Genomic DNA, 15,099 nt, shown 5'->3' with positions numbered 1-15,099 from the left:
GCCCTTACTGTTTCGCAACTGCGGGTGTATCGTATTCGCCTTTTGCGGGCTTAACGCCCGCGCCGGATACGAGAGGTAGTTGAGTCCATGTCCTTTACCCGTCGACAAATACTCGGTGGATTGGCCGGCCTGGTAGTGGTGGGTGTTGGCGCAGGAGGCGCTTCGCGTTACTGGTTGGGCAAGAGGGCCGATGCCCAGGCCGGCCACGATTATGAGCTGATTGCGGCGCCGCTCGATGTCGAGCTGGTGCCCGGTCATCAGACCCAGGCCTGGGCTTTCGGCCCTTCGGCACCCGGGACTGAATTGCGCGTTCGACAGGGCGAATGGCTGCGGGTGCGTTTTATCAACCATTTGCCGGTTGCGACCACGATCCACTGGCACGGTATCCGGTTACCCCTGGAAATGGACGGCGTGCCGTATGTGTCGCAGTTGCCGGTCTTGCCGGGTGAGTACTTCGATTACAAATTCCGGGTGCCGGATGCAGGCAGCTTCTGGTATCACCCGCACGTCAACAGCAGTGAAGAGCTGGGGCGCGGCCTGGTCGGGCCGTTGATCGTAGAAGAGCGCGAGGCCACAGGCTTCAAGCATGAGCGCACGCTGAGCATTAAGAACTGGCATGTGGATGAGGAGGGCGGCTTTGTGCCGTTCAGCATCACCCGTGAAGCTGCACGTGGCGGTACGGCGGGGCGTTTGTCGACGATTAACGGCCGTCATGTGCCGACCATTGAGTTGCCTGCCGGGCAGATCACGCGTGTGCGGATCCTCAACCTCGACAATACCTTGACCTATCGCCTGAATATTCCGGGTGTCGAGGCCAAGATCTACGCGTTGGACGGTAACCCCATTGAGCCACGGCCGCTGGGCAAGGAATACTGGCTTGGCCCGGGTATGCGGATCTGCCTGGCGATCAAGGCGCCGGCTGCCGGTGAGGAATTGTCATTGCGCGATGGCCCGGTACGCTTGGGCACTCTGCGCTCGGTAGCGAGCAATGAGGTCGCGGCTGAATGGCCGCCCGCGCTACCGGCCAACCCGATTGCCGAACCGGATGTTGCCAATGCCGAGAAGCTGAATTTCAACTTTGAATGGGTCGGTTCGGTCTCGACGAATCTGGGCGCGGACCAACCACCCAGCCTGTGGCAGATCAATGGCGTCGCCTGGGACATCAAGGACAAGACATGCGCCGATCGGCCGATTGCCAAGCTCAAGCTGGGGCAGAGCTACATCTTCGAGTTGAAGAACATGACCCAGTACCAGCACCCGATCCATTTGCACGGCATGAGTTTCAAGGTGCTGGCGTCCAATCGTAAAAAAATCATCCCGTACTTCACCGACACTTATCTGTTGGGCAAAAACGAGCGTGCCCGTGTGGCGCTGGTGGCGGATAATCCCGGCGTGTGGATGTTCCACTGCCATGTGATTGACCACATGGAAACCGGCCTGATGGCCGCTATTGAGGTTTCCTGATGCGACAAGGGCGTCAACCCCGGATCATCGACCGCAGCCGCGATCAAGACTTTATGCGCGAAGCACTGACCCTGGCCGCTCAAGGTGCGGCACTGGGTGAAGTGCCGGTGGGCGCGGTGCTGGTGCAAGACGGTGAAATCATCGGCCGGGGCTTTAATTGCCCCATCAGCGGCAGTGATCCCAGCGCCCATGCGGAAATGGTCGCCATTCGGGCTGCTGCCGCTGCGGCCAGCAATTATCGGCTGCCGGGCAGCACGCTGTATGTGACGCTGGAGCCTTGCAGCATGTGTGCGGGCCTGATTGTGCACTCACGGGTGGCACGCGTGGTCTACGGCGCCCTGGAGCCCAAGGCGGGGATTGTGCAAAGTCAGGGGCAGTTCTTCACCCAGGGCTTTCTCAACCATCGGGTGTTGTTTGAAGGCGGAGTGCTGGCTGAAGAGTGCGGTGCCATCCTCAGCGAATTCTTCAAGGCGCGCCGAGCCAAACTTTAAAGCCCGTAGCCTGCGCGCAATCTGTAGCAGCGGACGAGTAGAACGAGGTCGCGTCCGGCTGCGCAGCGGCCGTAAAACCTGACACGCTTATAGACCTGAATTGACGACTGCTACGCAGCCGGACGTAACGACTACGAATGCCTGTGGCTGCTGCCCAGGCACGAAGGCTGCGGTGCTTGACGGGCAACAGAGTATCGACAGGTGTGGTTTATTTCTTTGCGACAATCACTGCACGCATCGGGGCCGGCAAGCCTTCGATAGTCTTGCTGTGGTCGTTCGGGTCGAGGTAGTCGCTGAGCGACTGGAATTTCATCCATTCGGTGGCCCGTTGTTCTTCCACCGTGGTGACGCTCACGTCGACACAGCGTACATCGCTGAATCCGGCGCGGCGCAGCCAGCGCTCCAGCGCGGGGATCGAGGGCAGGAACCACACGTTGCGCATCTGCGCGTAGCGGTCTTCAGGCACCAGCACCTGATTCACGTCACCTTCAATCACCAGGGTTTCCAGCACCAGTTCGCCGCCTTTGACCAGGCAGTCTTTGAGTGCGAGCAAATGCTCGATCGGTGACCGGCGGTGGTAGAACACGCCCATGGAAAATACGGTGTCGAAACCCTCCAGGTTAGGCGGCAGGTCTTCAAACGGGAAGGGCAGGTGCCAGGCGGCTTCTTGCTGCAAAAAGCCCTGGACCGCCTGGAACTGGCAGAAGAACAACCAGTTGGGATCGACGCCGATGACGCTGTGGGCGCCAGCACCCAGCATGCGCCACATGTAGTAGCCGTTACCGCAACCGACATCGAGGATGCGTTTGCCTTTGAGGTCGATATGCGGTGCGACCCGTGACCATTTCCAGTCCGAGTGCCATTCCGTATCGACATGCACGCCGAACAGGTCAAACGGGCCTTTGCGCCACGGCGACAGCCCCATCAGTGCACTGCGCATCTGCGCGCGGGTTTCATCGTCGCAATCGGTGTCCAGGGTCAGGCCATTGACCAGGTCGATCTTGCTCGGTTTCACCTTGGGCAATGCATTCAGTGCGCTCTGCCAGCGTTCCAGATCACCGTGACCTTTCTCCATTTTGCTGTCGAGCTGCACTTGCAGGGTGTTGGCCCATTCAGCCAGTGGGGTACCGGCCAGACGCCGGGCGAGCGGGGAGAGATCAATCATGGCAAGGCAATCAACGAGGCAAAGTTTAGACACTGGAACCACGGCACGACTTTCGAGAACCCGGCAGCCAGCAGGCGTTCGCGGTGTTCTTCGAGGCTGTCGGGCTTCATGACGTTTTCGATGGCGCTACGCTTTTGCGCGATCTCGAGATCGCTGTAGCCATTGGCGCGTTTGAAAGCGACGTGCAGGTCGGTGAGCAGCGCATGTTCTTCAGGGTCATTGAAGCGCAGCTTCTCCGAGAGGATCAGGGCTCCACCCGGCAGCAACGCCTGGCGAATCCGGCCCAGCAGCGCCAGGCGCTCCTCGGGTGCAATGAATTGCAGGGTGAAGTTCAACGCCACCACTGAGGCGGGCTCGAATGCCAGCGCCAGAATGTCACCTTCGATGACCTCGACCGGCAACAGCTCCTGGAACATCGAGTTTTGTGCGTTGAGGTACTCGCGGCAGCGTTCAACCATTGCAGCCGAGTTGTCGACTGCAATCACCTTGCAGCCTTCGCTGCGCACATGCCTGCGTAGCGCCTGGGTGACGGCACCCAGCGAGCTGCCCAGGTCGTACAGCACGCTGTTGGGCTGGGCGAACTGAGCCGCCAGTACCCCGAGGTTTTCGACAATGGCCGGATAGCCGGGCACCGAGCGTTTGATCATGTCCGGGAACACCCGCACTACGTCTTCGTTAAAGGCGAAGTCCGGCACTTGGGCCAGGGGCTGGGCGAAAATACGGTCGGGTTCTTTGCTCACGGCGGTTCCGGCGATGGAAATTTCAAAAGGGGCGGCATTTTAGCCAAGTTGGCGCCGGGATGCGCGCTCTGTCTGATAAACCGTTCAGCGCTTGCTCTGGGTAAACACCGAGGCGGCAATGCCCCATTGGCCGAGCCAGTAGCTGAGGATGATCAGGTACGGCGCAGTGCTGAACGGATGCACAAAGCGATCGATGCCAATCAGGCTGTCCGAGATGACAAACGCCAGGGCGCCTGCGGCTGCCAGCCAGGCCGAAGCCCGCGGCACGCCGCTCACTGGCGTCAGTCGGGCCAGGGCGCGCCAGAGCATAGCGCTGATGGCCAGGGCGTAGACGCCGACGGGGATCAATAACTCGCCAAGCCCGTGGCTGGCCATGACACTGAACAGACTGCCTCCGGCAATCAGCGCCAGTGCCAGCGGTAACAGGGCGGCCCGGCGACAGTCCACCAGGTAAGCCTTGAGGTAGGCCAGATGGGCAAACAGAAATGCCCCCAGCCCGAACACAAACAGGTCCGCGGGCCATGCCAGCAAAATGTCGCCGAGCAGGGAAAACAGCAGGCCAATGCTGATCCAGCGCCGATAGGGCGTGGGCGGAGCATCCTGCAGCCAGCCGAGCAGGGCCAGCACCGGCACCGGTTTGCTCAGCAAACACAGGAGCGTGGCATGCAGGCTCAGGCCGTAAAGGTAGGCCGCAGCACCCATGACGGCGAGTATCAGCCAGCCCATGTCAGTTCACCGTGATCGGGCAGTCAAAGACTCGTGCCGGTTCGGCTTCAGGTTCCCAGGGTTGCTGATAGGTCAGGCGCAACCGTCCGTTGCCAGCAGCAAATGCCCGGAAGCGCCAGGTGGATTGCCCGCCACTGCCAAGCAACTGCCCGTTGTCGCTGCTGGTATAGACCTCGGGGCCAAGGTTGCGCAATACACCCCCAGCAGAGTCCTGAATGGCCCAGCGATAACCGGTGGTGGGGTTGCTGGGCAATGACAGGATCAGGTTTTGTCCTGTATGCAATTGCATCGGGCAATCGCTTTGTTCTTCAACGGTCATGTTGTGCGCAGGTTCATGCGCGCAGGCCGCCAGCAGGCTGAGGCTGAACAGGGTGAGTAGGCGTGCGGGGGACATTGCAGGCTCCGGTCAGACAAACACAAGGACGCAGCATACCCCATGAGGGGCATGGCGACAGGTGTCGACCGCCTGTAGCAGGTGCTGGCTAACAGAACGTGGCGTGAGGAGGCGTGATCTTGAAGTCGCCGCACACTTCCAGGCATTCGCCCTGGTGATCGAAGGCATCAATGGTAAACAGGCGGGCGCTGTAGCAACTTTCGATCACACTTAAGTGCAAGGTTCCTACGGCTGCCTGGTTCAAGTGATAGAACGTCCGGCCTTCCCTCTCGACGCATTCGATATATGACATGGCCTGTATCGGCCCGCGGCCATGATCTTGCGGGTTGAACAGGTAGATGCCGGAGTCGATATCGACAGCCAGGGTAAAACTGATGGCCCGGTAGTCTTTTGCGCCGAAACTCCCGCTCTCGGCGGTGATGACGATTTTTTTGTGGCTGCTGGCGAACGTCATCTCCTCTGCGACGAACGAGCTCCGGTCAAGCAGGGTGGCTTTGAGCTCTCCGTGCGTTCGTGGGCTGGACTTGCCGAGCCCGTAGTCCGGGGCCCACAGCATGTCCGGATTGTCGTATAGCGGATGCTGAAGAGGCATGACTGTTTCCTTGCGTAATCGCTCTGGGGATGGCGGTTATTAACGGCAGGAAAGCCAGGCGTGTCTACTGTCAGAAATGACAGGGTGGGAGGGGGCGCTCATCGTTGCGGTGGCAGGGATTGATTGCTCGCGACGCGTGGGCCGTCGCGAGCAAACCAATGGCTATCTGCTTGTTGTTACGGGCTTAAAACAACACTTTGGCCACGTCGGTAAAGCGTTTGGCAAAGTGCACGGTGATGCCTTCTTTCAAGTACTCAGGCAGTTCTTCAAAGTTGCCGCGGTTGGATTCGGGGAGGATCAACTCGAATACTTTCTGGCGACGTGCGGCAATCACTTTTTCGCGCACGCCACCAATCGGCAGCACATGCCCGGTCAAGGTCAGTTCGCCGGTCATGGCGATGCCTTTCTTCGGTGACTGATTGCGTGCCAGTGACAGCAGGGCGCTGGCCATGGTGACACCCGCACTCGGGCCGTCTTTTGGCGTTGCACCTTCCGGCACGTGCAAGTGCACGAAGGCCTCGTCGAAGAATCGCGGGTCTGCGCCAAATTGCTTGAGGTTGGCACTGATATAGCTGTAAGCGATTTCGGCAGATTCTTTCATCACCTCACCCAATTGCCCGGTCAGCTTGAAACCGCGATTGAGGGTGTGAATACGGGTCGCTTCGATCGGTAAGGTTGCACCGCCCATGCTGGTCCAGGCCAGGCCGGTGATGACCCCGGTGCCACCGATCACTTGCTCGTTACGGAACACGGGCATGCCGAGGGAGGCTTCGAGGTCTTTAGGGCCGATCTTGATCACCGACTTGGGCTCGTCCAGGAGCTTGACCACGGCTTTACGCACCAGCTTGCCCAGTTGCTTCTCAAGCTGGCGCACCCCGGCTTCACGGGCATAACCCTCGATCACCGCGCGCAGAGCGCTGTCGCTGATGCTCAGGCTGCCTTTGGCTACACCGGCTTTCTCCAGCTGCTTGGGCCACAGGTGACGCTTGGCAATCGCCACCTTCTCTTCGGTGATGTAACCCGAAAGGCGGATGACTTCCATCCGGTCGAGCAAGGGCCCAGGGATTGAATCCAGCGTGTTGGCGGTGCAGACAAACAGCACTTTCGACAGGTCAAGGCGCAGGTCGAGGTAGTGGTCGAGGAAGTCGACGTTCTGTTCCGGATCCAGGGTTTCGAGCAGTGCCGAAGCAGGGTCGCCCTGGAAGCTTTGACCCATCTTGTCGATTTCGTCGAGCATGATCACCGGGTTCATCACTTCGACATCTTTAAGTGCCTGCACCAGTTTGCCTGGCTGGGCGCCAATGTAAGTCCGGCGATGGCCCTTGATCTCGGCTTCGTCGCGCATGCCGCCGACGCTGAAACGGTAGAACGGCCGACCCAGTGACTCGGCAATGGACTTGCCGACACTGGTCTTGCCCACGCCGGGCGGCCCCACCAGCAGCACAATCGAACCGCTCACCGAGCCTTTGTAAGCCCCCACGGCGAGGAATTCGAGGATGCGGTTTTTAATGTCGTCCAGCCCCGCGTGGTGAGCATCGAGGACTTTGCGCGCATGCTTGAGGTCAAGCTTGTCCTTCCCCAGCACGCCCCATGGCACCGACGAGGCCCAGTCCAGGTAATTGCGGGTCACGGCATATTCAGGCGATCCGGTTTCAAGGATCGACAGCTTGTTCATTTCGTCATCGATGCGCTTGCGCGCCTGGGCCGGCAAGGTTTTGCCTTCCAGGCGTTGCTGGAACTGTTCTATGTCCGCGCTGCGATCATCTTTGGTCAGCCCCAGTTCCTGCTGGATCACCTTGAGTTGTTCTTTGAGGAAAAACTCACGCTGATGCTCGCCGATCTTGAGATTGACCTCGGCGGAGATTTCTTTTTGCAGGCGTGCGACTTCGACTTCCTTGCGCAGCATGGGCAGGACTTTTTCCATGCGCTTGAGCATGGGCACGCAGTCGAGCACTTCCTGCAGCTCATTGCCGGTGGCCGAGGTCAACGCCGCGGCAAAGTCGGTCAGCGGCGACGGGTCGTTAGGGCTGAAGCGATTGAGGTAGTTTTTCAGCTCTTCGCTGTAGAGCGGATTCAGCGGCAACAGCTCCTTGATCGCGTTGATCAACGCCATGCCGTAAGCCTTGACTTCGTCGGTCGGCTCTTTGGGTTCTTTCGGGTACTCGACTTCGACCAGGTAAGGCGGGCGATGATGCTTGAGCCAGGTGCGGATGCGCACGCGGGTCAGGCCTTGGGCCACGAACTGCAACTTGCCGTTTTCACGGCTGGCGTGATGCACCTTCACCAGTGTGCCGTACTCGGGGAGGCTGGACGTGTCGAAATGGCGAGGGTCTTCGGGAGGCGTGTCCATGAAGAACAGTGCCAGAGAGTGGTGATCAGATTCGCTGACCAGCTCAAGCGTCTCGGCCCAGGGTTCTTCGTTGACAATCACCGGCAGTACTTGAGCCGGGAAGAACGGGCGGTTATGAATCGGGATGATGTACACCTTGTCCGGCAGGCTCTGGCCGGGCAGGGCCAATTCGGTACCGCCTGTGTGTTCGGTCTCGACGTGTTCTACGGTGTGCTCATCGGTGTTATCCGGAAATTCTTGCTGGTCGCTCATGGGGCACCTGCGCATTTGGGTATGCGTCTTAGATGGGGCGCGGCGTGCGTGGTTTCAATGGTGAAGCGATTTTCATCATAAAAGGACAAGCCCGTCGATTGTTTGAGGCCTGCGCCGGTATTGGCACGGTAAGGGCTATTTCTACAAAAGTTGCAGAAGTCTCCTACATCGCCTCCCTGATCTATCCATTAGCGTTCATCCCCTTGTACTAGGGGCTGCTTTCTCGGCAGCGAGCCCTCACGTCTGAGGAGTCATGGATGCCTACTGTTTCCCAAACAAGTCGCTTCAACCTGATCGTCAACGCCTGTCCCCACGCGCTTCATGTCTTGGCATTCAGCGGCGACGAAGCGCTGAGCACGCTGTTTTCCTTTGATGTTGAAGTGGTCTGCGAACGACCGGACCTGGACCTTGAAGCGCTGCTGCACACCTCGGCCTTTCTGGCGTTCGACAACCTCGGCCATGGTATCCACGGGCAGATTTACCGCATCGCTCAAAGCAGCCCCGGTACGCGCTTGAGCCACTATCAGTTGACGCTGGTGCCGCAGTTGGCCTACCTGCAACACCGCACCAATCAGCGCATTTTCCAGAACCTGAGCGTGCAGCACATCATCGAGACGATCCTCGAAGAGCACGGCATTCTCGGCACGGTCTACGGCTTTACCCTGCAATCGGCCTACAAGCCGCGGGAATACTGCGTGCAGTACGGCGAGTCGGATCTGCACTTTATTCAACGGCTGTGTTTTGAGGAGGGCATTGATTACTACTTCAAGCATTCGCCTGATGGCCATTATTTGCAGTTCGCCGATGGCCAGGCTGCGTTCAGTCAGGCAGAGGGCGTAACGCCCTTCGTGCAAGGTAACGGGATGGTGGCCGGACAGGCAGCTGTCCACAGCTTCGAGCTGCAGTTGCAAACCCGGACCAACAGCACTGCGCGCCGCGATTACGACTTCAGAAAAGCCAGTCGCACATTGCAGGCCGTGAGCCGCACCGATCTCAAGCCGCCTGCCCTTGAGCATTACATTTACCCCGGGCGCTTTACCGAGAACGAGGACGGCGTGCGCCTAAGCCAGATAGCCCTGGAACAGCACCAGAGCGACTGTCGTCAGGCCAGCGGTAGCAGCGATCAACCGAGCTTGAGCTGCGGCCATTTCTTGACCCTCGGCGAGCACCCGTACAGCGCCTGGAACGCACCATGGCTGCTGACTCGCATCCACCACGAAGGCAAGCAGCCGCAGGCGCTGCAAGAGCAGGCAGCCAGCCTGTTTATCGAGCATGCGCTGGCGTTCAGCCAAGGCTATCGCAATCAGTTTTTCGCCATCCCCGAAACCGTGCCCTACCGCTCGCCCAAGGTGTTCGCCAAGCCGCAGATTCATGGCAGCCAAACCGCTCGCGTCACCGGCCCGGCGGGCCAGGAAGTCCACAGCGATCAATTCGGCAGGGTCAAAGTCCGTTTTCACTGGGACCGCAGCGGGATTGATGATGACACGAGCAGTTGCTGGTTACGTGTCGCCTCAAGTTGGGCGGGCGACAACTATGGGGCGCTGACCATTCCCCGGATCGGGATGGAAGTGCTGGTCAGCTACCTGGAGGGTGATATTGACCAGCCAGTGATATCCGGCTGCCTGGTGTCGAGCATCACCCCGTCGCCGCTCAAACTGCCGGTCGAAAAAACCCAAAGCGTATTCCGTAGCCGTAGCACCCCGGGGGGCAGCGGCTACAACGAACTGCGCATCGAAGACCGCAAGGGACAGGAGCTGATCTACCTCCACGCCCAGCGCGACCTGCAGCAACACGTCAAAAACGATAGTCGACTGCAAATCGATGGCAAGCAGCACGCGACCATCAGCGGTGACAGCGTGCTGGTGCTCGACGCGCAAGAGCAACACACCGTCAACGGAGATCGCAAGGTGCAACTCAATGCCAGCGACTACCTGGACGTCGCGAGCAGCACCCACACCCGGGTCGGGCAAGTACTGGCCATCGACGCCGGGCAACAGGTGCACTTTAAAGCCGGCGCCACGATGGTGGTTGATGGCGGACCGTTGATGACACTGATGGCCGGCGGACAGCACCTGCTGCTGACCCCGGCAGGGGTCTACAGCAGCACGCCGATTCTGCCGGGCGGGGTTGCAGTCCCGGGGGTGCCCGCCGAACCCGGAGTGCCGGGGCAACTGGAAGGGATGACGTCCGTTGCGCTGACTGACCAGATGCACGCATTCGAGCGCTCAGCCTGCGAGGTAGAACCGGTGTGCCTGGTTTGCGAACAACTGAAGGAGGTTCAGCCATGACTCGCGCCTACCTGCTGCTCGACAGCCATCAGATCCCCAATCTGTATCCGCGTTTGTATGAATTGGCGCAACTCACCACGCCTCATTCGTTGTATTTGACCACCCGCTACGCCGAGCTGGCGCACCGTGGCCCGGTGCTGGCGGCTGTAGAACCCAACAGTGCGCTGGCCAGGGTCTTTGCTGAGCAATGGCAGGAAAAGGCGGGCATCTGGCTGGAGTCCGATGTTGATGAAGCGACCTTGGTCGCGCATTTACGCAGCCTTGTCCATGTGACGCTTGGCAGCGATGTGACGGCTTTCTTTCGTTTCTACGATCCGCGAATTACCCGCTTGTGGTTAGCCGATTTGCCCGCTGGCGAGCGTGATCGGCTCATGGGGCCGGTGCGACTGATTCGGTTGCCCAATGACGATGGCAGTACATGGCTGCTGCGCCAGGAAAACCCCGATCAGCCGTTTAACCGCTACGGTCACGCACCCTGGTTGAGCCTGAGTCCCGAGCGACTTGAGCATCTGTGCCAAGGTAAGCGAACGCAGTTTGCGCAGCGATTGATTGCCCATTGCCAACGTTATTTTCCAGCGAGTTTGCAGGGGCTGGCTCCGGCAGCCCGGGAGCAATGGGCGCAAGGCTGTCAGCATAATGCCGCGCGCCAGGGCTATAGCGCAGAAGACGAAGTGATGAGTTGGGTGGGCTTGTATGCCTGTCTGGGCGAAACCTTCCCGGATGCACCGAACCACGATGTTTTCCGCCAATTACTGGCCGAGCGCGATGCTTCGCCGCAACAGCGCCTTGATAACGTGCTGGATGAATTAATCCGCCAGCTCATCATTGGGGAGGTCGCGGCATGAGCAACCCAACAGGTCTGGCCGCTGCGGCCCGTTTATCCGAAGCCACGCGGGTGGCCAAAGCGTCCCCGCATACGGATATCAACAGCACCGTCCGACAATGCCAGGCCAGCGCCCGGCAGATCTTTGTGGTCCCGGTGCGCTACGCCCTCAGCGAAGAGCCCGCCGGCCATCCGGCTTCCCAACCCGGGGTAGAGCCCCAAAGCCACCCGATGGCAGCGCGCCTGCTGCGCACCGGGTTTGTATACGTCTGGCAGGGCCGCGGCCCGCTGCAGCGCTACGCCGTGGCCCTGAACAAATGGCTGTGTCCGCAAGCGCTGAGCGACGATGACACCGTCATCGAAGTCGGGAGCCTGAGCGGTGTTGCGCTGGATAAACACCAGGAAGCCTGGATGCTTTACAGCGAAATCCCGCTCAACCCGTCCAGCTGCCAGCAACTCAAAGAGCCCGAAGTCCGCGCCAAACGTATGCGCCACCTCGACCTGCGGCAGGTCGCCAACACCCTGCAAGCACCGCATTGCGTGCCGTTGACCGAAGCCGGGCAGGTGATGGCCGAGTTGATTCCGAGTACTTATGACTTGGCGCTGGCGATTGACTACCAGCGCAATCAGACCACGCTGCGCAAAAGTGCCGATGAACTGGGGGATCTGGCATTCAAGGCCGCGACGCCAATCAATATCAAGGCCTACACCGATGCGATGCGCTGGCTCGGTGAACGAGAGAAAGTGGCTGCGCATTATCCCCCGGTTCCGGCCGAAGTCCCGCCTCCGGGGGCGTGGAGTGCTGTGCCCTGGGCTCCTGGCCTGACGCAACAGATCATCGAGAGCGGCCATACCCAGGCACGAGGCTTGTACACCGTTCTGGCCTGCCTCGACGACGATCTCGGTGTACTGCGTGACATCAACCACGAACAAGAGCTGCTCGAATCACAGCATGAGCAATGGCAGGCCGACAACAAGATACGGCTGAGCATTGGCGGCTTTATACGCAGCTTGATTTCTGAGGACGGCGCTGAGCTCGCGGGCAATTTGAGCTATCGCTACCGTGAACATGAGATAGAGCTGACCCCGGAGCAGGGTAGAACCTTACTCAAGGCCCATCACCGACTGGAGGAGCTGTTCAAGGAGGAGGTAGGCATTAACCAACAGCGCGGAGGTTTATACGGCAATAAAGAGGCGGACGCATTGCTGCGCAAAGTCCACGCCGACGTACAGGCGGCAGTTGCTCCGGTACGCGGTTTTATTCCGCCCGAACTGCACACGGAAGTTGAATCGGTTATCCGCGATTATCGCGCCGAAAAAATTGCCAACCTTGAAAACCACCACGCCAGCGTCAAGGTTGAGCAATACATCGACCTGCCTGCGATGAACAAATGGCTCGACATAACGGCGCCCGCACACTTCACGCATGTACAGCAGCGTCATGAAGCCTTGTTTATCGACCGTGGGCTGTACTTGCCCAGGCATCACAGCGGCACCTGGTCTGTAGATTACAGTGACCCGGATCATCGCGAATGGCTCGACAAACTGGCTGTGGCCTGTCTCAGCGGGCAATGCCTGCGCAAACAAGGCGCCGGGCAATATGCCGATTATGTACGCAGCCCGGATGACGGAGCGTTGCGCCAATTATTTTTCGGGTGGATTCCGAGCCTGGAGGGGGCCGTGAACAGCACCAGTCGCGCCGGGGAATTGATTGCTGCGCTGGGGATTGAAAATCAGGCAAATGCCAAGCAAGCCATTGTCAAAGTGTTAGGCGTTCTCAATGAGCCGCTGGTGACCAGCCTTGCACAGCGCGCCCAGGATACGAACGGCCACTGGAACATCCTGATCAAGCGCTTGGGTGCTGCGCTGATGCTGCTCCAGGGCGAACACACCAGTGTGCCCAGCGGTCCATGGTTGGGGATTTTGGTCGCGGCGCGTCTGGGCTGCGGGGTGGGCTTGCGTACCATCAGTGAAGGTGGCACGCGTGTCTGGCAATTGTTCGGCAGCCATGCGGAGAACCTCACCCGCTGGGCCAATACGATGGGCAAGGCTATTGCTGCCGGGCAAGTGAAGAACATCGTCAACTCTTCTGCCGTCCAGGGCGCGGGAGGATTGGTGGCAGTGACAGCCTTATTGCTCAATAGCTGGAATGCCGGGATTTATCTGGCGCAGGCGGGTGCGCTGGAGGGGATGGATAAGCAGCGCTCTAATGACACGATATCCGCAACGCTCTATGCCGGGGCCGCTTTGGTGGCGGTGATAGATAGCCAAGTGCGGGGCAAGGATGCGAACAGGGTGTTTTCGCTGAAATTGTCAATCAATAGATGGGGTATCGCACCTGCTTTAACACTTTTTGGTGCAGTAATTGGCAGTCTTTCTTTCAGCGCTTCTCTATTCGAATTACTTTCTCTGCAGCAGCAAATAGAAAATGCACACAGCACTTTAGACCCTTGGTTAGACACACGGCACGATGTTGTTGGCGGACAGCTTGCTACCTATGGGGCAATGGGGCTGGCCGGTATTTACTACACCGCCAGGGCTTTGGCTGGAACCATGACGGCTGAGGCTGCGATGGCGGGTTTTTCTCTATGGATGGGCCCGCTCAGTTTTCTGCTTGCCGTGCTGGGCGTGTTGTATTTGACTGCCTGGTTTCTCCAGCAAACCCCCATGCAAAACTTTCTGAATTATTGCTGCTGGTCAAAAGCCCGCGCCAGTGATCTAGGCCCGCTGTCGTTTGCCGCTCAGCAACAAGAACTGAGCAAGCTATACAACATTTTGTATGCGCCGAGGGTCAGCTTTGTCGGGCGTAATGAGCCCAAGGGCACCAGCAGTCATATGGGATTGCTGTTCACCTCCTATATCGACTCCCTGACCATCGATTTGCCAGGTGCTGAACCCAATGGGGTTTATCTGGAGCTGAGCATGATAGGCAATCCGCGGGATACGTTGGCGATGCGCGAGCGCGTTAAAAACGGGGAGGGTGTCTATCGCGCAGAAGAGCCCATGCAAGATATTACCGATTGCTGGCTTCATGGCAGTCGGTGTGAGTGGATTCCTTATGCACAAGGCAAGGGCCTGCGCCTGACGGGCGCTTATGCCAAAGAAATTAAAAACCTGTTTGCCTCGCAACCCACCAAAGTGTCCTTGCGTTTACGTTATCAGACACCCCTGACCTCAATGCTCGGAGCGCTCAGTTTTATCGGCGGGGAGCACGGCATGGCCTTTACCTTAAGCGAATCAGCGGGCGTGGTGGCATTGCGCGACGATCCAACACCTGCTTTGGACAGGGCAAAGCGTTATGTGCTCGGCGGGCAGCAATGCTCGGTTTACTTACAACCGGGGCTTAAGCCGTGAGCCGTCCTGAAGCGGGTGCCCGCAAAAAAAGCGTGTTCTCGCAGCAGGATTATCTGGCCCCGTTACCGATCCCTACCGGAAAAACACCGGTCGACATGCTCAATATCATTTGGCGCAAGAATGACGTGTTTTTAGACGTTGGAAACTTCAACGTGGGTGGTGCGGTGATGGTGATCTGGTTTATGTCGATGTTTTTCCTGAGCTTTGGTTTTGGGTTTAGAAATATTTCCCCGGAAGGGAGTACCGGTATGTTTTTAGGAGGTGCGGTAATTGTGGGTATTCCCACACTCGTCTTTATCTACAACCTGATTCGCCCAACCCCTTTACCCATTCGTTTTAACCGCCAACGTCGCGAAGTCTGTGTACCCCGTGAAGACGGCGAATACTGGGTGGTGCCATGGGAGTCGGTCACTGCCGCAGCCTCTCAGCACACGGCGGTAAGCCGGGCGGGGCCCAGTAC

11 protein-coding genes and 1 pseudogene are annotated in these 15,099 nt (G+C 59.0%); 6 read left to right on the top strand and 6 right to left on the bottom strand.

The features are described 5' to 3' along the window. The first annotated feature begins 87 nt into the window (after positions 1-87). On the top strand, positions 88-1,464 hold the full coding sequence (locus tag AWM69_RS12675) for a multicopper oxidase family protein (RefSeq protein WP_218727028.1): 1,377 nt from the start codon (positions 88-90) through the stop codon (positions 1,462-1,464). Next, positions 1,464-1,955 carry a tRNA adenosine(34) deaminase TadA gene (tadA, locus tag AWM69_RS12670; protein WP_218727026.1) on the top strand — a complete coding sequence of 164 codons (492 nt, stop codon included), beginning with the start codon at positions 1,464-1,466 and terminating at the stop codon, positions 1,953-1,955. Before AWM69_RS12675 ends, tadA begins: the two co-directional genes overlap by 1 nt. A 208-nt stretch (positions 1,956-2,163) precedes the next feature. Here the strand turns inward: tadA and cmoB are convergent, their stop codons facing one another. The 6 genes from cmoB to lon all read right to left on the bottom strand — a co-directional run bounded on the left by cmoB (position 2,164) and on the right by lon (position 8,174). Beyond that, complete coding sequence (gene cmoB, locus AWM69_RS12665; RefSeq protein WP_218727025.1) at positions 2,164-3,120, bottom strand: tRNA 5-methoxyuridine(34)/uridine 5-oxyacetic acid(34) synthase CmoB; 957 nt, start codon at positions 3,118-3,120, stop codon at positions 2,164-2,166. Next, entirely contained in the window at positions 3,117-3,860 is a 744-nt protein-coding gene (gene cmoA, locus AWM69_RS12660) for a carboxy-S-adenosyl-L-methionine synthase CmoA (protein WP_218727023.1), read from the bottom strand. The genes cmoB and cmoA overlap by 4 nt, the downstream gene beginning before the upstream one ends. 84 nt (positions 3,861-3,944) lie before the next feature. Beyond that, on the bottom strand, positions 3,945-4,586 hold the full coding sequence (locus tag AWM69_RS12655) for a lysoplasmalogenase (protein ID WP_218727021.1): 642 nt from the start codon (positions 4,584-4,586) through the stop codon (positions 3,945-3,947). 1 nt (position 4,587) lies between these two features. Beyond that, complete coding sequence (locus AWM69_RS12650) at positions 4,588-4,980, bottom strand: protease inhibitor I42 family protein (protein ID WP_218727020.1); 393 nt, start codon at positions 4,978-4,980, stop codon at positions 4,588-4,590. Positions 4,981-5,068: 88 nt separating this feature from the next. Then, on the bottom strand, positions 5,069-5,572 hold the full coding sequence (locus AWM69_RS12645) for a hypothetical protein (protein ID WP_218727018.1): 504 nt from the start codon (positions 5,570-5,572) through the stop codon (positions 5,069-5,071). Positions 5,573-5,756: 184 nt separating this feature from the next. Further along, entirely contained in the window at positions 5,757-8,174 is a 2,418-nt protein-coding gene (gene lon / locus AWM69_RS12640) for an endopeptidase La (protein WP_256930322.1), read from the bottom strand. Positions 8,175-8,431: 257 nt separating this feature from the next. On the opposite strand from lon, the gene AWM69_RS12635 reads away from it, so the two are divergent. From AWM69_RS12635 to AWM69_RS12620, 4 genes and pseudogenes are all read left to right on the top strand, one after another. Further along, complete coding sequence (locus tag AWM69_RS12635) at positions 8,432-10,462, top strand: type VI secretion system tip protein VgrG (RefSeq protein ID WP_218727016.1); 2,031 nt, start codon at positions 8,432-8,434, stop codon at positions 10,460-10,462. Then, the gene (locus tag AWM69_RS12630) at positions 10,459-11,307 is read left to right on the top strand and encodes a DUF4123 domain-containing protein (RefSeq protein ID WP_218727014.1); all 849 of its coding nucleotides are present in this window, start codon (positions 10,459-10,461) and stop codon (positions 11,305-11,307) included. Before AWM69_RS12635 ends, AWM69_RS12630 begins: the two co-directional genes overlap by 4 nt. Further along, positions 11,304-14,639 carry a toxin VasX gene (locus AWM69_RS12625; protein WP_218727013.1) on the top strand — a complete coding sequence of 1,112 codons (3,336 nt, stop codon included), beginning with the start codon at positions 11,304-11,306 and terminating at the stop codon, positions 14,637-14,639. Before AWM69_RS12630 ends, AWM69_RS12625 begins: the two co-directional genes overlap by 4 nt. Further along, positions 14,636-15,099: pseudogene (locus AWM69_RS12620) on the top strand (hypothetical protein); the annotation flags it as partial. The gene AWM69_RS12625 and the pseudogene AWM69_RS12620, both read left to right, overlap by 4 nt.

The organism is Pseudomonas sp. D1HM (assembly GCF_019266105.1).
Lineage (GTDB): Bacteria > Pseudomonadota > Gammaproteobacteria > Pseudomonadales > Pseudomonadaceae > Aquipseudomonas > Aquipseudomonas taetrolens.
This window is presented reverse-complemented; position numbering and strand designations above follow the sequence as displayed.

Coding starts and splice junctions, on each gene's coding strand:
- AWM69_RS12675 (WP_218727028.1), top strand. CDS start 88: ATGTCCTTTACCCGTCGACAAATACTCGGTGGATTGGCCGGCCTGGTA.
- tadA (WP_218727026.1), top strand. CDS start 1,464: ATGCGACAAGGGCGTCAACCCCGGATCATCGACCGCAGCCGCGATCAA.
- cmoB (WP_218727025.1), bottom strand. CDS start 3,120: ATGATTGATCTCTCCCCGCTCGCCCGGCGTCTGGCCGGTACCCCACTG.
- AWM69_RS12655 (WP_218727021.1), bottom strand. CDS start 4,586: ATGGGCTGGCTGATACTCGCCGTCATGGGTGCTGCGGCCTACCTTTAC.
- AWM69_RS12650 (WP_218727020.1), bottom strand. CDS start 4,980: ATGTCCCCCGCACGCCTACTCACCCTGTTCAGCCTCAGCCTGCTGGCG.
- AWM69_RS12645 (WP_218727018.1), bottom strand. CDS start 5,572: ATGCCTCTTCAGCATCCGCTATACGACAATCCGGACATGCTGTGGGCC.
- lon (WP_256930322.1), bottom strand. CDS start 8,174: ATGAGCGACCAGCAAGAATTTCCGGATAACACCGATGAGCACACCGTA.
- AWM69_RS12635 (WP_218727016.1), top strand. CDS start 8,432: ATGCCTACTGTTTCCCAAACAAGTCGCTTCAACCTGATCGTCAACGCC.
- AWM69_RS12630 (WP_218727014.1), top strand. CDS start 10,459: ATGACTCGCGCCTACCTGCTGCTCGACAGCCATCAGATCCCCAATCTG.
- AWM69_RS12625 (WP_218727013.1), top strand. CDS start 11,304: ATGAGCAACCCAACAGGTCTGGCCGCTGCGGCCCGTTTATCCGAAGCC.